General features: G+C 62.1%; 14 protein-coding genes. 8 read left to right on the forward strand and 6 right to left on the reverse strand.

Going from position 1 to position 14,826, the window contains the following annotated elements; all coding sequences use genetic code 11:
• Window positions 1–7: 7 nt before the first annotated feature.
• Window positions 8–889 carry an SDR family NAD(P)-dependent oxidoreductase gene (locus DDF78_RS09035; RefSeq protein ID WP_202613254.1) on the forward strand — a complete coding sequence of 294 codons (882 nt, stop codon included), beginning with the start codon at window positions 8–10 and terminating at the stop codon, window positions 887–889.
• 95 nt (window positions 890–984) lie between these two features.
• On the opposite strand, the gene DDF78_RS09040 is transcribed toward DDF78_RS09035, so the two are convergent.
• The 5 genes from DDF78_RS09040 to DDF78_RS09060 all read right to left on the reverse strand — a co-directional run bounded on the left by DDF78_RS09040 (window position 985) and on the right by DDF78_RS09060 (window position 6,043).
• Window positions 985–2,436: an amidase gene (locus DDF78_RS09040; RefSeq protein ID WP_162000668.1), complete on the reverse strand. Its 1,452-nt coding sequence runs from the start codon at window positions 2,434–2,436 to the stop codon at window positions 985–987.
• A gap of 82 nt (window positions 2,437–2,518) precedes the next feature.
• Window positions 2,519–3,295 carry an ABC transporter ATP-binding protein gene (locus DDF78_RS09045; protein WP_152580233.1) on the reverse strand — a complete coding sequence of 259 codons (777 nt, stop codon included), beginning with the start codon at window positions 3,293–3,295 and terminating at the stop codon, window positions 2,519–2,521.
• 61 nt (window positions 3,296–3,356) lie between these two features.
• On the reverse strand, window positions 3,357–4,205 hold the full coding sequence (locus DDF78_RS09050; protein WP_202613255.1) for an ABC transporter permease: 849 nt from the start codon (window positions 4,203–4,205) through the stop codon (window positions 3,357–3,359).
• Entirely contained in the window at window positions 4,202–4,993 is a 792-nt protein-coding gene (locus DDF78_RS09055; protein ID WP_152580234.1) for an ABC transporter permease, read from the reverse strand. The genes DDF78_RS09050 and DDF78_RS09055 overlap by 4 nt, the downstream gene beginning before the upstream one ends.
• A 27-nt stretch (window positions 4,994–5,020) precedes the next feature.
• The gene (locus DDF78_RS09060; protein ID WP_162000669.1) at window positions 5,021–6,043 is read right to left on the reverse strand and encodes an ABC transporter substrate-binding protein; all 1,023 of its coding nucleotides are present in this window, start codon (window positions 6,041–6,043) and stop codon (window positions 5,021–5,023) included.
• A gap of 424 nt (window positions 6,044–6,467) precedes the next feature.
• On the opposite strand from DDF78_RS09060, the gene DDF78_RS09065 reads away from it, so the two are divergent.
• A complete protein-coding gene (locus tag DDF78_RS09065; protein WP_152580236.1) occupies window positions 6,468–7,238 on the forward strand; it encodes a GntR family transcriptional regulator in 771 nt (256 codons plus the stop codon).
• On the opposite strand, the gene DDF78_RS09070 is transcribed toward DDF78_RS09065, so the two are convergent.
• Complete coding sequence (locus tag DDF78_RS09070) at window positions 7,232–7,429, reverse strand: hypothetical protein (protein ID WP_152580237.1); 198 nt, start codon at window positions 7,427–7,429, stop codon at window positions 7,232–7,234. The two genes, DDF78_RS09065 and DDF78_RS09070, sit on opposite strands and share 7 nt — an antisense overlap.
• A gap of 194 nt (window positions 7,430–7,623) precedes the next feature.
• Between DDF78_RS09070 and DDF78_RS09075 the strand changes: the two genes are divergently transcribed.
• From DDF78_RS09075 to DDF78_RS09100, 6 genes are all read left to right on the forward strand, one after another.
• The gene (locus DDF78_RS09075) at window positions 7,624–8,439 is read left to right on the forward strand and encodes a MoaF C-terminal domain-containing protein (protein ID WP_152580238.1); all 816 of its coding nucleotides are present in this window, start codon (window positions 7,624–7,626) and stop codon (window positions 8,437–8,439) included.
• Window positions 8,440–8,455: 16 nt separating this feature from the next.
• Window positions 8,456–9,295, forward strand: a complete 840-nt coding sequence (locus DDF78_RS09080; protein WP_152580239.1) for an SDR family NAD(P)-dependent oxidoreductase — start codon at window positions 8,456–8,458, stop codon at window positions 9,293–9,295.
• A 61-nt stretch (window positions 9,296–9,356) separates the two neighbouring features.
• Entirely contained in the window at window positions 9,357–10,325 is a 969-nt protein-coding gene (locus DDF78_RS09085) for a substrate-binding domain-containing protein (protein WP_152580240.1), read from the forward strand.
• 69 nt (window positions 10,326–10,394) lie between these two features.
• A complete protein-coding gene (locus tag DDF78_RS09090; RefSeq protein ID WP_152580241.1) occupies window positions 10,395–11,963 on the forward strand; it encodes an ATP-binding cassette domain-containing protein in 1,569 nt (522 codons plus the stop codon).
• A gap of 47 nt (window positions 11,964–12,010) precedes the next feature.
• Complete coding sequence (locus DDF78_RS09095) at window positions 12,011–13,153, forward strand: ABC transporter permease (RefSeq protein ID WP_152580242.1); 1,143 nt, start codon at window positions 12,011–12,013, stop codon at window positions 13,151–13,153.
• 13 nt (window positions 13,154–13,166) lie between these two features.
• Window positions 13,167–14,825 carry an amidohydrolase gene (locus DDF78_RS09100; RefSeq protein WP_152580243.1) on the forward strand — a complete coding sequence of 553 codons (1,659 nt, stop codon included), beginning with the start codon at window positions 13,167–13,169 and terminating at the stop codon, window positions 14,823–14,825.
• Window position 14,826: the final 1 nt, after the last annotated feature.

Genomic DNA, 14,826 nt, shown 5'->3' on the forward strand with positions numbered 1-14,826 from the left:
CGCGGCGATGGCTGAAAGAGATGATATGGCTCAGAAGAACGCGACTGCTCTCATGCGCGGCGAGCAGCAGAGCGCAGGGCATCGGGGACATGCCTCAGTCGCTGACGAATGGGAGTCGACGGCCGAGCCGGCAGCCAGCCGCGATTTCGCCGGGAAACGTGTTCTCATCACCGGAGCCGGGTCGGGCATAGGCCTTGCAACCGCGCACGCTCTGGCGCGTGCCGGCGCATCGATTGGAGCTGTCGTGCGCAGCGCGAAATCCGAAGAGGCGGTGCGGCAGGCCTGCGTGATGAGTCCCAATGTTGCGACGGCGTTGGCAGATGTGCAGGACGAGGCTGGTTTCTCGGCGGCGGTGGAGCGCCTTGCCGCCGCGCTTGGCGGCATCGACGCCGTGGTGGCCAGCGCCGGCATCAGTGGCCCATTCGGCGCATCGGTCGGTGAGATAAGCGCCGTATCCTTCGCCGAAGTGCTCAACGTAAACGTGGTCGGCAGCTTCCTGGCGGTCAAGGCCGCGCTGCCATTCCTGCGCCAAAGCCCATCCGCTTCGGCAGTTATCGTGGGTTCTGACTCCGGCTTCGTGGTCGCGCCGGGGATGCTGCCCTATGTGGCCTCGAAGGGCGCAATCAGGCAGCTGACCGCCGCCCTGAGCTACGAGCTGTACGAGGATGGCATCCGCGTCAATGCGGTGTGCCCCTCGGTCGTCGATACTCCCATGTCGCGCCGCGACCTGCAGCAGGAGTCGTTCAGCGATGCCGAGTTCCCGGTCCAATCCGCCCACGACGTGGCGAATGTCATCTGCTATCTGCTTTCGGACAAGGCGAGAACCGTCAATGGGGTGTCCCTGCTCAGCGATTTCGGATACGCCCGGCGCTCAAGCTTCCCCGCCTAGCGCATTCGTCCCAGAACCTAACAGGCCGGTCTTCGAGCAATCGAAGACCGGCCTGTTTCACGCCATAATGTCTTACGGCACCTACAGCGCAGCATTCACAGCGCGGGATGAATCGACGAGAATCCTGTGATGTCTTCGAGTGTTTGTGCCACGCGCAGCAGCAGGTTCTCGGAACCGATTGGCCCGACGACCTGGAGGCCAACGGGCAGTCCCTCGGGGGAGAATCCTGCAGGCACGCTGAGCGCGGGAACGTCCATCGCGGAGACCACGCATACCGAGCGCATCCAATCCAGATAATCCGACATCGGCTGGTCGTTGATCTGCGTAGGATAGCGCCATTCAGCGGGGAAGGGGAGCACCTGTGTGGTTGGGGTGATCCAGAGGTCGTAGCGATTGAAATAATCGCGCACGCAACCCTCCAGCCGAGTTCTGGTACGGGCCAGCTCACGCAGGTCGCCGGCCGTCTGCCGCGTGCCGGCTGCGACGTTCTCGCGCATTTCCGGCTTGACCTGTTCGGGGTTGGCACGAACCAGCTCGCCCCATGCGAATTCGAAATCATTTGCGCGGGTCTGGCGGAAGACATAGTCCGCGCAGGAGATGTTCGGTGCCGCTTCCTCGATATGAGCGCCTTCCTGCGCGAGCGCTGCCAAGGCCTGCTTGCAGACCGCCGCGACCTGCGGCTCGATGGGCATATCCAATCCGACGGTTGGCGAGTATCCGATGCGCAGTCCTTTCACCCCTTGGTGCAGCGTGCGCTCGGTGTCCGTCCACTGCGCATTCATGGAATACGGCACTCGCGGATCGGGGCCGGACAGCAGGCTCATCATCAGCGCTATATCGGCCGTTTCACGGGCCATGGGTCCGGTGCATCCCAGCCACGCCCACGAATCGGGGGATGGGTTGGGAATTTGGCCGCGCGATGGCCGCAGGCCCAGCACATTGCAGAACGCGGCCGGGACTCGCAGCGATCCTGCCATATCGGAGCCGTCGCCTATGGGCTGGATGCCTGCCGCAAGCGAAGCGGCGACGCCGCCGCTCGATCCGCCTGGGCTGCGCGTCAGGTCATAGGGGTTGCGCGTGATGCCGTTCACCTCGTTAAAAGTATGGGCACCGGCCGCGAATTCGGGCACATTGCTTTTCCCGGTCAGGACTGCGCCTGCGGCCCTGAGCCTGGCCACGATGACGCTGTCCTGCTTGGCGATGTTGCCCTGCAGCAGCGGGGATCCCCAGGTGCTGGGCATGCCTGCGGTGTCGTTGCAGTCCTTGTTGGTCATGGGCACTCCGTGCAGCGCCCCGAGCGGTTCGCCGGCGGCCTGGCGCGCGTCGGCGAGTTCGGCCTGCCTCCACGCAGACTCGCGGTCCTCGTAGATAATCGCATTGAGCTGGGGATTCACGGCGTCGATGTGAGCCCAATGGGCGCGCAGAGCCTCGCGTGCCAACAGTTCGCCGCTGCGAATCAGCGACGCAAGCTGCCGGGCCGACATCCAGCGCAAATCGTCATCCACGTCGCCACTCACGGTGTCAGTGTCCTTCATAATGCTAGTCATGTCTGCTCCTGCATGTTCTGCGTGGCTGAGATAGGACGGCTTGAGGCTGGCCATACCGTGCTGTTTCTGCCTGCGCCGTCGTTCACTGTTTTCCGTTTTTGATCAGCTCCAAGATCGAGGTCCTCGTCTGCGCGAAGTCGGCTCGGGAGCGGGTCGTGATCTGGTCGCGCGGGACGGGCAGGTCGATGTCGAGGATGCTGGTGACGATGGCTGGCTTCTGCCCAAGCACGACGACGCGATTGCTCAGGTAGACCGCCTCGTCGATGTCATGGGTGACGATGACGATCGTCATGCCCAGGCTGTCGCGAATCTGCAGGCAGAGATCTTCCAATTCGAATCTGGTCTGCGCATCCACGGAGGCGAAGGGCTCATCCATGATGAGGACATCCGGCCGGAACGCAAGAGCGCGGGCGATGGCCACGCGCTGCTGCATGCCGCCGGAGAGCTGCCACGGGTATTTCTCGGAGGCATTGTGCATGCCCACCGAATCCAGCGCCGAATGAATGCGCTGCTCCGCCTCGTCCTTCGGCAGGTGCATATGGCGCAGCGGCAGGCGCACGTTCTTCTCCACATTCAGCCAGGGCATCAGAGACCTTGTGTACTCCTGGAACACCAAAGCCATTTCAGGCGGCGGGCCTTCGATCTCCCGACCGTTGATCTTCGCGCTGCCCGAGGTCATGGGCTGCAGACCGGTCGGGCATTTGAGCAGGGTGGTCTTGCCGATGCCCGACGGCCCAACGATGGACACCACTTCGCCGGCCTTGACATCGAAGGTCAGATCGGCGATGACTTGCACGCTGCCGGTGCGCGTGGCGTAGGATTTCGAAAGATGATCGATGATGAGCTGGCTGTCTGCCATGCGGGTCTCCTTAACTGCGGATATGCAATGAAGCGAATGATGACGGTGCGAATTCCAAGCGCTATTCGGCGGACTCGCTTTGCTGGGCGCCCCGATACCAGGACAGCACTCGGTTCTGAACCAGCGTGAACAGCAGATTCACGAGGTACCCCAGGATGCCGAGCAGCAGAATGCCCGCCCACATGCCCTTCGCGTCGAAGCTCTTCTGCGCGAGCATCGTCAGCGCGCCGATGCCATGGGCCGATCCCAGCATCTCGCTGGTGATCATAACGATGAAGGCGACCTGCAAACTGACGACCGCGCCCGAGAAGATCTGCGGGGAAGCGGCGGGCAGATACACCCAGCGCAGGCGCTCCCAAGGGGTCAGTCGGTAGACCCGCGCCGTTTCGAGCAGCAGCGGCTCTGTGCCCCGCGCGCCGTCGACCGTGGAGATGAGCACCGGGAAGAGGGCCGAGAGCGCAATGGCGAAGACCCGGACGCCATTGCCGAAACCGAAGAGGGCGACGAAGATGGGCAGCAGCGCCACCGCAGGAATCGAGCGAATGAACTGCAGCACCGGGTCGAGCATCGCATGCGGCGGCCATACCAAGGCAAGCAGTATACCGAGCGCGATCCCTACGACGCAGGCGATGATATAGGCTATGGAGAAGTTCACGATGCTCGGGATGACATCGCTGCCGAACTTGTCGAACAGCCACAGCTTGCGAAACTCTATGAGAATCTCGCGCAACGACGGGAAGAATGGGTTCTGCGAGTTCTGCGAGCCGAACCACCATGCGGCCAGAGCCGCAATCGGCGTGCCTATCTCCAAGACTCGAAGAGCGATGCGTCGAGCGCGGACCCGGCGTTTGCGGCTGAGCGCAAGCTCATCGTTTGCGTTCATGGTTGTGTTCACTGCTGCCTCGTTCATGACTGCTCCCCTCGGTACGAGCTGTGCCAATGTAGAAGACGACGTTCGATGGATACGGATGCGGCCTGCGTGGCCATCCCCATACATCCCAGCACCAGCACATAGGCGAAAAGCGTGTCGCTGCGGCCGACGGTCTGTGCAACGGACAGGGCGTTGCCGATGCCTGGCGCGCCTCCCAGCATGCCGGCCACGACTGCCATGATGAGCGTGACTGGCGCGGCCACTCTCATCGCGGTGCCGATATAGGGCGAGGCTCCGGGGAGGATGACGCGCCACAGTATCTCGCGCGACGACATGCCGAACGATCGCGCGGTGTTGCGCATGACCGGATCGACCGATTCGACGCCGGCGGCGGTTTGGGCGGTGATGGGCAGCATGACGCCGAAGATGACAAGGAAGATGCCCATTTTCGTCGTGGGGCCGAAGACCATCATCGCCAGCGGAAGAATGACGATTGCGGGGATGGGGCGCAGGAATTCCAGCAGAATGCGTGTGGCCGCCTGCACCGGCGCGAATATGCCGATGGCGATGCCGAGCGCCACGCCTGCCACGGCCGCAATCGCCCAGCCGGCCAGCGCGATGACGAGGGTCAGGGCCACGCCAATCCAGAACGAACCCTGCACCACCAGCTCCCTTAGAGCGCTCACCACGTCAGGTATCGAGGGGAGCGCCGATTTCGAGACCACCTTGGTCGAGCCCCACTGCCATGCGATCAGCAGCAGGATGATGCCGATCGCGCCGTATGCGAGCGTGGCGGTTCGTGACGGAGTCGTCAGATGTGACTTCATGGCATATGTCCTTTGTGAAAGGCGGAATTACTGTATGCCGGCGGCGGGAGGGGTGATGAGCGTGGAGGTGTTGATGGGCTTGGGGAAGAATCCGATGTCGACCAGCTTCTGATCGACCTGGGTGAGCTGTCCCTTGTCGATCGTCGACGGCCAGTACGAATGCGGCATGTCCTTGGGGTCGACCTTCGATCCGGTGCGCTTGATGACGTGAGCCTTGGCTTCGTCGATGTGGTCGTTGGCGTATTGGGCGGACTTGGCTATCGCTCGCTGGAAGCGCTTGACCGTGTCGGGGTTCTTCTTGGCCCAGGACTGGGAGGCAACCCAGGCGCTCGTGGCCGAACCCTTCGGGAAGAAGACGGCGCTGGGATTCATGACGCGTTTGAGGCCGGCCTGATCGGCCTGCAGCGTGAAGGGGCTGGCGAGGAACGCCGCATCGACCTGATTGCTTTTCAGCGCAGTGAGGGCCGGCACGAAGCCCAAGCTGAGCCATTTGATGCCCTTGGTATCGACTCCGGCCTCATGCAGCACGGACGTGATGGTGGCGTCCGGCTGGGCCTTGAGCTGGGGGACCGCGATGGTCGCGTTCTTCAAACCCTTCATGTCGGTGATGCCGCTGCCCTTGCTCGTGTATACGCCGACCGAGGTGTAGTTTCGCTGCTGGTCCAAGGGGGCGTCGGCGGCCTTCGGATTGATGCCGTCGGAAGGCGCGACCATCGTGAGCTTGACGCCCTGGCGCGCGGACTGCAGCACCCCGATTGTGGTGTCGAAGGCAAGTTCGAGGTTCCCGGACTGCGTGGCCGCGATGGCGGAGGATACGTCGGGAAGGTCCACGATTTTGACGTCCAGCCCCTCGGCCTTGAAGAACCCGTGCTCCACGCCCAGATACAGCGGCTCGGCGGCGATGGAGCTCTCGCTTTGCACGCGGATGGTCACTGTTTTGGTGCCTGAAGAGCTTGCGCTGCTTGAGGACGATCCTCCGCAGGCGGCGAGGCTGATTGATGCGGCGGCGGCGATCGCCGTGATGAAGATGCGCCTGATGTGTCGGTTCACGAGTGCTCCTTGAGTCGGATGCTGGGGGAATGGGGTTTGGTGCATTCCGGGAATGCTGATTGCGAGGACAGGAATCTGACGAAACAGCATGGGATTTGCGTCGAGACGTCGAGACGACTTGATGAGGAGCTGAACGACGAGCCCTACAGTTGCTGGCTGTTGGCTGAAATATTAATGAGCAGTTGAATACAAAAGATTTCCCATGTATTATGGGAATATTGCGTCATAGCATTTTGAAGGAACTGTATTGGGAGAGTGTATATATAAGGAATCGAGCAGATGAAATAATGCTGAACTACCGTTATATATGAGCGCTTGCTATGTTTAATATTTCCTGTAGTAGGCCGTGTCGGGCCACACGTAATCATCTTCTGGTAGGCATGGCGGTACAGGATATGCGGCGAGAGGAAGAAGCGAGAAGAATATGGACACGACGAGTTCGATGGCCGATGATTCGGCTGCAGACAATCCGATCACAACACGCCTCGTCTCGATGATTGACGACATGCAGCTGCGTCCTGGCGAGCGCTTGGGGACGGAGCGGGCGCTGGCCAAGCAGCTCGGCGTCTCCAGAGGCGAGCTGCGCACCGCGCTGGGGGAGCTTGAGGCGGTGCATCGGATCAAACGCATCATCGGTCGCTTCGGCGGCATCGTCGTCAGCGACCAGCGGCTCGAACGCAGCCTCAATTCCGTGGAATCCATGCGCATGATTGCCCGTACGCAGGCCTTCGACCTCGCCACTTCGACCGTGCACAAGACCATGCGAGCGCCCGACCCCTACGAGCGTCGGCAGTTCGCCTTCGACTCCAATCAGGACAGCCGCGTGTATTGCGTCGTGCGGCGCAGAACGATTGCAGGCAAGCCGATCTGCGTGGAAACGTCGGTGGTCCCCGTCGAACGATTCCCTAATTTCATCACGATGAATCTCGAGTCGGTCGCATATCTGTTCACCGAGCAGTTCGGCGTGAAACCCCATTCTGCACAGGAATCCATTCAGGCCGATCAGGCGAATCAGCGTACCGCTGAGCTGCTGGATCTTGCGCCCGGCGATTTGGTCATTCGCGTTTCCAGGCTTTCCATCGACGAGGAAAGCCGAGTGTTCGAAATCGGGCAGGAGACGTACCGGCCCGAGCGAGTACGCTTCCGCTTGGGCAATGCGGGCTATGTGAAGCATTCGAGCGTCGGCAACTACTGAAATTCCGCCAATCGCCGGTTACCAATCGTCGGTTGCCAATCGTTGAGCGCCGGTGCATCGTTGCACTGGCCGAGTTGAACCGGGCCGAGTTGGACCGGGCCGAGCCAAAACGGCAGGCCGAAGCGGCTTGATGCCCTTTCATGCCCTGATACGCATGCCACTGAACCATTGCCGAGGAACGGTTCTTTCATGTCAGCAATGTGAATGGTCAGTTACTTCTCTGTAATGTCGTCCTTCTGCGCGTGCATTCCGGGCCTGCGAACAAGCCTCCCACCCTATCGTGTGTGGTATCGAGCAACTGCTCATCCAAGACAGATTCGGCCATATTGTGAAGCCGCTCTGCTTGGCTCTGCAGCGGCTTTACGACAACAATCAGGGAGGCCCTATGGCAACCAACACGCAAGACAGTTCGACATGGCTTCCGCTCAGCGGCCTGCAGCCGGGATTCGCTGGGAACCGCGCAGTCGCCCTGGCCCCGGAGTCGTTCGACGGCACCACCTTGACCACCTTGGACGATTCGGGCACCGAGATTCGCCACGAATTCGCGGATGGACGTCTGCACTGGACCATCACCAACAGCGGGCAGACGGGCACCGACGAGTTCGAGGCCTACGCGGTTGACGACGAGCTGTTCTATATCCAGGTCCATCATGAGAGCATCCCGGACGAGGCGGTTTCCATCGTCTTCGATCTGCGGGCGGGAACCTGCCTGTCCGTGCTCAGCTTCGCAGGCGATGCGCCCGAGGGCGTGGAGCCGGGGCCTACCGCCGTCAAGCAGAAGTTCGTGCCGTCCATCATCCTCGAGCACACCGGCGAGCGCGGCGCGCTGCCCCACCGGACCGACACCCTTATCGGCCGGCGCATCCACTGGCAGTACAGCGATACGCACTCCTACGAGCACATCTACCTGAACGAGGACTGGTACACATGGCATTGCCTTGCAGGCCCGGAAGTCGGCCAGGCCGACACGGATCTGTGCTCCTACTTCGAGCTGCGCAAGGGAATCTACGTCTTTGCATGGCGCGAGAAGGTCATTTCCTGCGCCAGCGTGACCATCGCCGACCACCGCGATGCCAGTGCAATCCGTTCATGGGGCGTGCTGTTCGGCCCGAACGATGACGGCACCGGCTTCATCCACTTCACCTTCGGAGCCAAGGGGCGGCTGGCGTCCGTGACTCCTGGAATCACGCCGATTGACTGAGGAACGGAGGCATACGATGAGCGAAACAGCAGCAACAGACAGCGGCATCGGCGGCACCAGCGGCGAGCATGCCTCCGAATCGCAGCAGCCCGTAGCGTTGGTGACAGGCGGGGCCACTGGAATCGGGTACGCCTGCGCCGGCGACTTGGTATCGCGCGGATGGCGCGTCATCATCTCCGGGCGGCGCAAGGAGCTGCTGCACAAGGCGGCCGGAGAACTGGGCGCTGTGGACATCAGCGCCGACGTTTCCGATCCGGACCAATGCGCGGCCCTGATCGAACGCACGCAGGCGCTGTTCGGGCGTCTCGACGGGCTCGTGCTCAGCGGCAGCTCCTCGGGTTCCGGCCCGTTCGCCAGCCTCGGCCACGAGCTGTGGGCCACGACCGTCATGACCAACATCGTGGGCAACGCGGATTTGTGCCGGGCCGCGCTTCCTCTTCTTATGCGCACGCGTGGCTCGATTGTGGCCGTGTCCTCCATCGCGTCGATGCGCGCGTCCTCATTCATGAGCGCCTATGCGGCTTCGAAGGCCGGCCTGGGCATGCTCATCAAGTCGCTTGCCGTGGAATTCGGCCCGCAGGGCGTCAGAGCCAATGCGGTCTGCCCCTGCTGGGTGCGTACCGCCATGGCCGACCGCTCGATGGGGGTGCTGATGGAGCGCAATCACTGCACCCTCGACGAAGCCTATGCGCTCGCCACCGATGTCGTGCCTCTCGGGCGGGCAGCCGCGCCCGAGGAAGTCTCGTCGGTCGTGGCCTTCCTGCTGTCGAAGGAGGCGTCGTTCATCAATGCGGCGCTGATTCCTGTCGACGGCGGGGCGAGCGCGGTCGACGTCGGCGCTCTTGGCTACCGGTGAGATATCTGGCGGCGGCACCCCTCAATATTCAAGAATCAATCAGATACAAGGAGAAGCAATCATGAGAAACCATGGATTCAAGACAATCATCGCCGCAGCAACGGCCGTAGTCGCAGCCCTGTCGCTGGCGGCATGCTCCGGCTCAGGCTCGGGCTCATCGTCCTCGGCTGCCTCGAAAGGGGCGGTGGCGGTGAGCTTCCCAAGCCGCGAGGTCACCATCTGGAACGACACGATGGATGTCGTCAAGCAGAAAGTGACCGCCCAGGGCTACGAATTCCTCTCCGACAATCCCAACTGGGATATTCAGACCCAGGTCTCCGACTGGCAGTCGTGGATTTCGCGCGGCGATGTCAAGGCCATTTTCGGCTTCCCGGCCCAGGTGGATTCTTTCGCTGCGGTGACTGCCCAGGCGAAGGCGGCGAACATTCCTGTGCTCGGCTATTCGGTGCCGTGGCAGGGAACCGCCTCGTATCTGGCGCTTGATCTCAAGGGCGCTGGAGAGCAGGCAGGCAAGGCCACGGCCGACTGGGTCAAGAAGACCTATCCGGGCAAGAAGGTCGGCGTCGGCGTCATAGCCGATACCACCGAGGACTTGGGCAAGCTCCAGCAGCAGGGCATCATCGATGCGCTCAACGCCTCGGGCGCTGATGTCACCGTGTACAAACTCGAGGCGCAAAGTCGTCAGGACGCATACAACGTGGCCCAGAGCGCGCTCATCGCGCACCCGGACATCAAGGCGTGGGCGAGCATTTCGGGCGATATGGCGCTGGGATCACGCCAGGCCACCATCGATGCCAGGCTCAATGAGCAGGACTTCTCCAACATCGCCACCGACGCCACGAAAGAAGGCTTCCAGCTGATTCAAAAGGGCAACACGATGATACGCGAGGCCTACTGCTTCACCCCTGACACCCTTGGCAGCGCGATGTCGACCATGCTGCTGCAGGCGGCCGAAGGCAAGAAGGTCGACAAGAAGCAGGTCGGCGTCACGAAGATCGACAAGACCAACGTCGCCAAGTACCTAAAGTAAACGCGCAATTCGCACACGATTAATCCTAATTAATCCCAACGAAACCACTAACGGAAGTGAGGTGAAGCGGTGGAAGAGCGCACACGGAAGATGACCGGCCGTTTCCAGATGGATAGCGTCGTCGTTGACTTCGGCGTGAACCGGGCCATCGACCACGTCACGATGGACATCCAGCCCGGTGAGATTGTAGGGCTGCTTGGCCACAACGGCGCAGGAAAATCAACCATCCTCAATCTGGCCAGCGGGGCGATTCGATGGACCGCCGGCTCGGTGAGAATCGACGGGCAGGAGATTGCCAACGGCTCCACGCCGCGCGACTTCTCGCAGGCCGGAGTGGCGGTGATTCATCAGGAGCCATCGCTCATCCACTCCCTGAGTGTATTCGACAATATGTGCCTAGGGCACCGGTTCTCGGCTTCGATGACCAACGGCCGCAAGCGCGAGTTGGTTTCGTCCGCGCTTGCCGACCTTGGTATCGACGTGGGGATTGACTCGCCTGCGGGCACGCTGACCATCGGGCAACGCCAGATGGTCGACCTCGCCCGCAGCACGATGTCCTCAAGCGTCCGCGTGCTACTGCTCGATGAGCCGACGGCCGCGCTGGGAGCCGCCGAGACGGAAGAGCTGCATGCGCTCATCCGCAAGTTCGCCAGCGAGGGCACCAGCGTCATCTACGTCTCGCACCGGCTCCCCGACATCCTCGACATCTGCGGGCGCATCATCGTGCTGAACACCGGCAGAATGATCATGGATTCACCTGCGTCCTCGCTTTCGCTGCAGGATCTCTCCAACGCCTTGGCGCCGGGCCTGAAAAAAACAGCGAAGGTGGCGCCTGAGCATATCGGCGCTCCCGTGCTGGATATTCGCATGGCGCACGGCGAGGTGCATGCGGCCAAAGGCGAGGTCATCGGACTGTTCGGCATGGCTTCCGGCGAGCAGTTCTCGCTGGCGGCCGATCTGTTCGGGCTTGGTTCGCCGCAGGAACGCGACGAGGCTTCCTTCACATTAGCCGACAAGGAGTACGCTCCGGCGAACCCAGTTGCGGCGATACGCAACGGCGTGTTCTACGTGCCTCCGGACAGGGACGTGGAAGGGCTTATCGCTGATTTCCCGGCGAAGACGAACATTCTGATGCCGTGGTATCGCAAGCTTGGCTCGAGCTGGCACGTATCAGGAAACTTCGGCGAGGATATGTACCGCCAGTGCCGCGAGGACCTGCAGATTATCGGCCCTGACGGCGAGACCCCAATCGGCCAGTTCAGTGGCGGCAATCGGCAGAAGCATCTGCTGGCCCGGTGGATGATGCCGGCGAAGGCCGACGTACTGGTCATGGCACAGCCCACGCAAGGCGTGGACATCGGCGCCAAGGACGACATCGTGCGCGCGGTCAGGCGCAAGGCCGGCGAAGGCGCGTGCATCCTGGTCGCCAGCTCGGAGACCGACGAGATCGTCAGCATGTGCGACCGGGCGTACGTAATCCTGGGCGACAGAGTGCTCGAATACACCGGGGATGACCTGAACGACGAGAACCTGCTGCAAGGCCTGCTCAGCTTGGCGCATATCAGATCCGGCGGTAAGCCCGCCAGCACCCCGGACAGCGTCTCCGCCGGCGCTGTCGTCAATGCGGCATCCCGCTGATCGATCCGAAGCACATTTCCCTTCACGAGGCAAGGAGACGTAACGATATGAAGAATCTCAACTTAGGACGGCTGAAGATACTGCTGGCGCAGAACGGCATCTTCCTGGCCATGATCATCGTGGCGCTGATTTTCGGCGCCATCAACCCGCGGTTCCTCTCCGCAGGCAACCTGCTGACGATTCTGCAGCAGATAGCCGAGCTTGGAGTGCTGTCCTTCCCGGTCGCCTTCGTGGTGATGATGGGGTGCGCGGATATGTCGGTCGGCTCGGTTGCCTCGCTGGCTGCGGTGCTTGGCGGCACCGTCATGGTCCGCACGAACAGCATCGCCTTCGGCATCATCGCGGCTCTGCTGTTCGGCTTCGTTGCCGGGCTGATCAACGGTGTGCTGGTCGCATACATGCGGCTGAACACCTTCGTGGTCACGCTTGGATTCCTCAGCGTGTGGGGCGGTCTGGCGATGTTCATGACCAATGGTGCGACGGTGACGAAGCTGCCCATGCCTTTCCTCATGTTCGGCTCAACGAAGGTGATTGGCATCCCGGTTCAGATCATCATACTGGCTGTTGTGATTGCGGCAGCGTGGTACTTGCTCAACCGCATGGCCAAAGGCAAGGAGATACTCGCCATCGGTGGCAACCAGCGGGCCGCGTACCTGATGGGCCTTAATGTCAAGCGCACGCAGATGCTCGTGCTGGCCTTCTCAGGCCTCTTCGCGGGTCTTACCGGAGTGCTGTTGACCGCGAAGCTCGGCGCGGCGTCGCCCTCCGTCGGCTCCGGACTGGAGCTGCAAGCGCTGACCGTGGTGCTGCTTGGCGGCATCGCCTTCGAAGGCGGCAGCGGCAGAATCAGTGGCGTGCTCGCCGGCCTGCTGTTCGTCGGTGTGCTGCAGAACGGCCTGGTGATCCTCGGCGTCTCCGCATATCTCAAGACGGTGTTCACCGGCGCAGTGCTGGTCATCGCGGTGATGCTCGACAAGTCGATTCAGAACATCATCAAATCCGCCTGGAAGGACGTCATCGCGCACAAGCCTGGTGACGCGGCGCAGCCTGCTCAAGAAACCAAGGAAGCGGTGACGGATTCGGAAGGTTCGGCTGCGACGGCTGAGTCGTCGGCTGATTCGCCTGCAGCGGTGGGTACATCGGCTGATTTGCCGGGTTCATCGTTACCTGCAGCGGCAGTCAACAAGTGAAAGGACAGATGATATGACCAAGGAACTCCCAAACCGGTTTATCGTGAAGTCGCCAGCCATCCACACCATGGATGACACCGACCCCGTGATTGCCTCATTCGCGGTCGACAACGAGACGATTGTGGCGACCAGCCACGGCATCGACGAGCTGGACGGGTATTTCGATGCCCCGGTGCCCGTAATCGACGTGCCTGAGGGGCAGACCGTGCTTCCGGGCTTCGGCGACGTGCATCTGCATCTCCTGCTCGCGGGCCATCGCATAACCGACGATTTGCAGATCGAGCTCGCCTGGGACACCGAGACGATACTCGATGCCGTCGCGCGCTATGCCGAAACCGCCGACCCCAGCCGCTGGATTGAAGGCGGCTGGTGGAGCATGCTGAACATGGACGTGCTCAACGATCCGCAGACGCGTCGTCGCTTCGACGAGGCGACGCGCGGCATTCCGATGCTGCTGCGCGACGAGAGCTGCCATAACCGCTACGTCAATGCGCGGGCGCTTGAGCTGATGGGCGTCGACCCGGGCAATGCCTCCGCCCACGCACCGGAGGTGGTGGTCGACGAGAACGGGGTGGCGACTGGCCTGCTTGTGGAATCCGCCTCCCGCTGGGCCGAGGAGACCTTGGAGCGCACCACGCAGCGCCGTCCCCACGAAGTGGAGAACGCGCTCGCCGCCGCGATTTCGAGCATGAACGAACGAGGCTTCACCCTCATCCAGGACTGCGGAACCGGGCAGAATATGATGGAGGCGCTGAAGTCCTTGGACGATGGGGGCAAGCTCAACGCCTGGACCGTGACCTCCGCCTCCATCAACGACAAGATATTCGGCTTCACGCCGACCGGCGAGCCGCTGATCAGGTGCTCCAAGAACTACAAGGGCGACAGGCTCGTGCCGACCTTCGCCAAGATATATGAAGACGGCACCCCTACGACCCGCACGGCATACGTCCATGACGCCTACGTGCCGGACGAGGAATACGGGGACGACTGGCGCGGCAAGCCCAACTTCACGCTCGAAGAGCTGGCGTCGTGGCTCGAGCTGCTGGCCGAGGAGCATATGGGCTGCACGATTCACTGCACCGGCGACGCCTCGGTGACCCTGGTCATCGACGCCGTGGAGGCGATCGCCAAGAAAGGACTGCAGGTGCCTGTGCACATCGCGCACGGCGAGTTCATCCAGGACTGCGACTACGCCCGCATCCGCGACAACGGGATCACGCTGGACATCAGCCCTCAGCTCTGGTACCCAAGCTCCTTCCAGGAAGGCGCCTTCGCACCGATGCGCGAGGACCTCAAGCAGACGGCCTGCCAGTTCAGAGACCAGCTCGACGCCGGAATACTGATCGCCGGCGGCTCGGACTGGCCCTGCTCGCCGGACCCGAGCGCATGGTTCGGCATACACGGCCTGGTGACACGGGCGAACCCGCACGGGAACTACCCGGGGCAGGTCTATTTGCCGGAGCAGGCGATCACGCTTGACGAGGCAATTCGGGCGTTCACCATCAATGTGGCGAAGGCCACTGGGCTGGACGGCAAGACAGGCTCCATCAGCGTCGGTAAATCCGCCGATTTCCAGATTGCCTACGACCCGTACGCCTGCCCATCCTCGGAACTGAAGAACATCACCACCGTGCGCACCGTGCTCGGCGGCTGCGTGGTGTACGAGGCGTAAC

The organism is Bifidobacterium tibiigranuli (assembly GCF_009371885.1).
In the GTDB taxonomy this organism is placed as follows: Bacteria; Actinomycetota; Actinomycetes; order Actinomycetales; family Bifidobacteriaceae; genus Bifidobacterium; species Bifidobacterium tibiigranuli.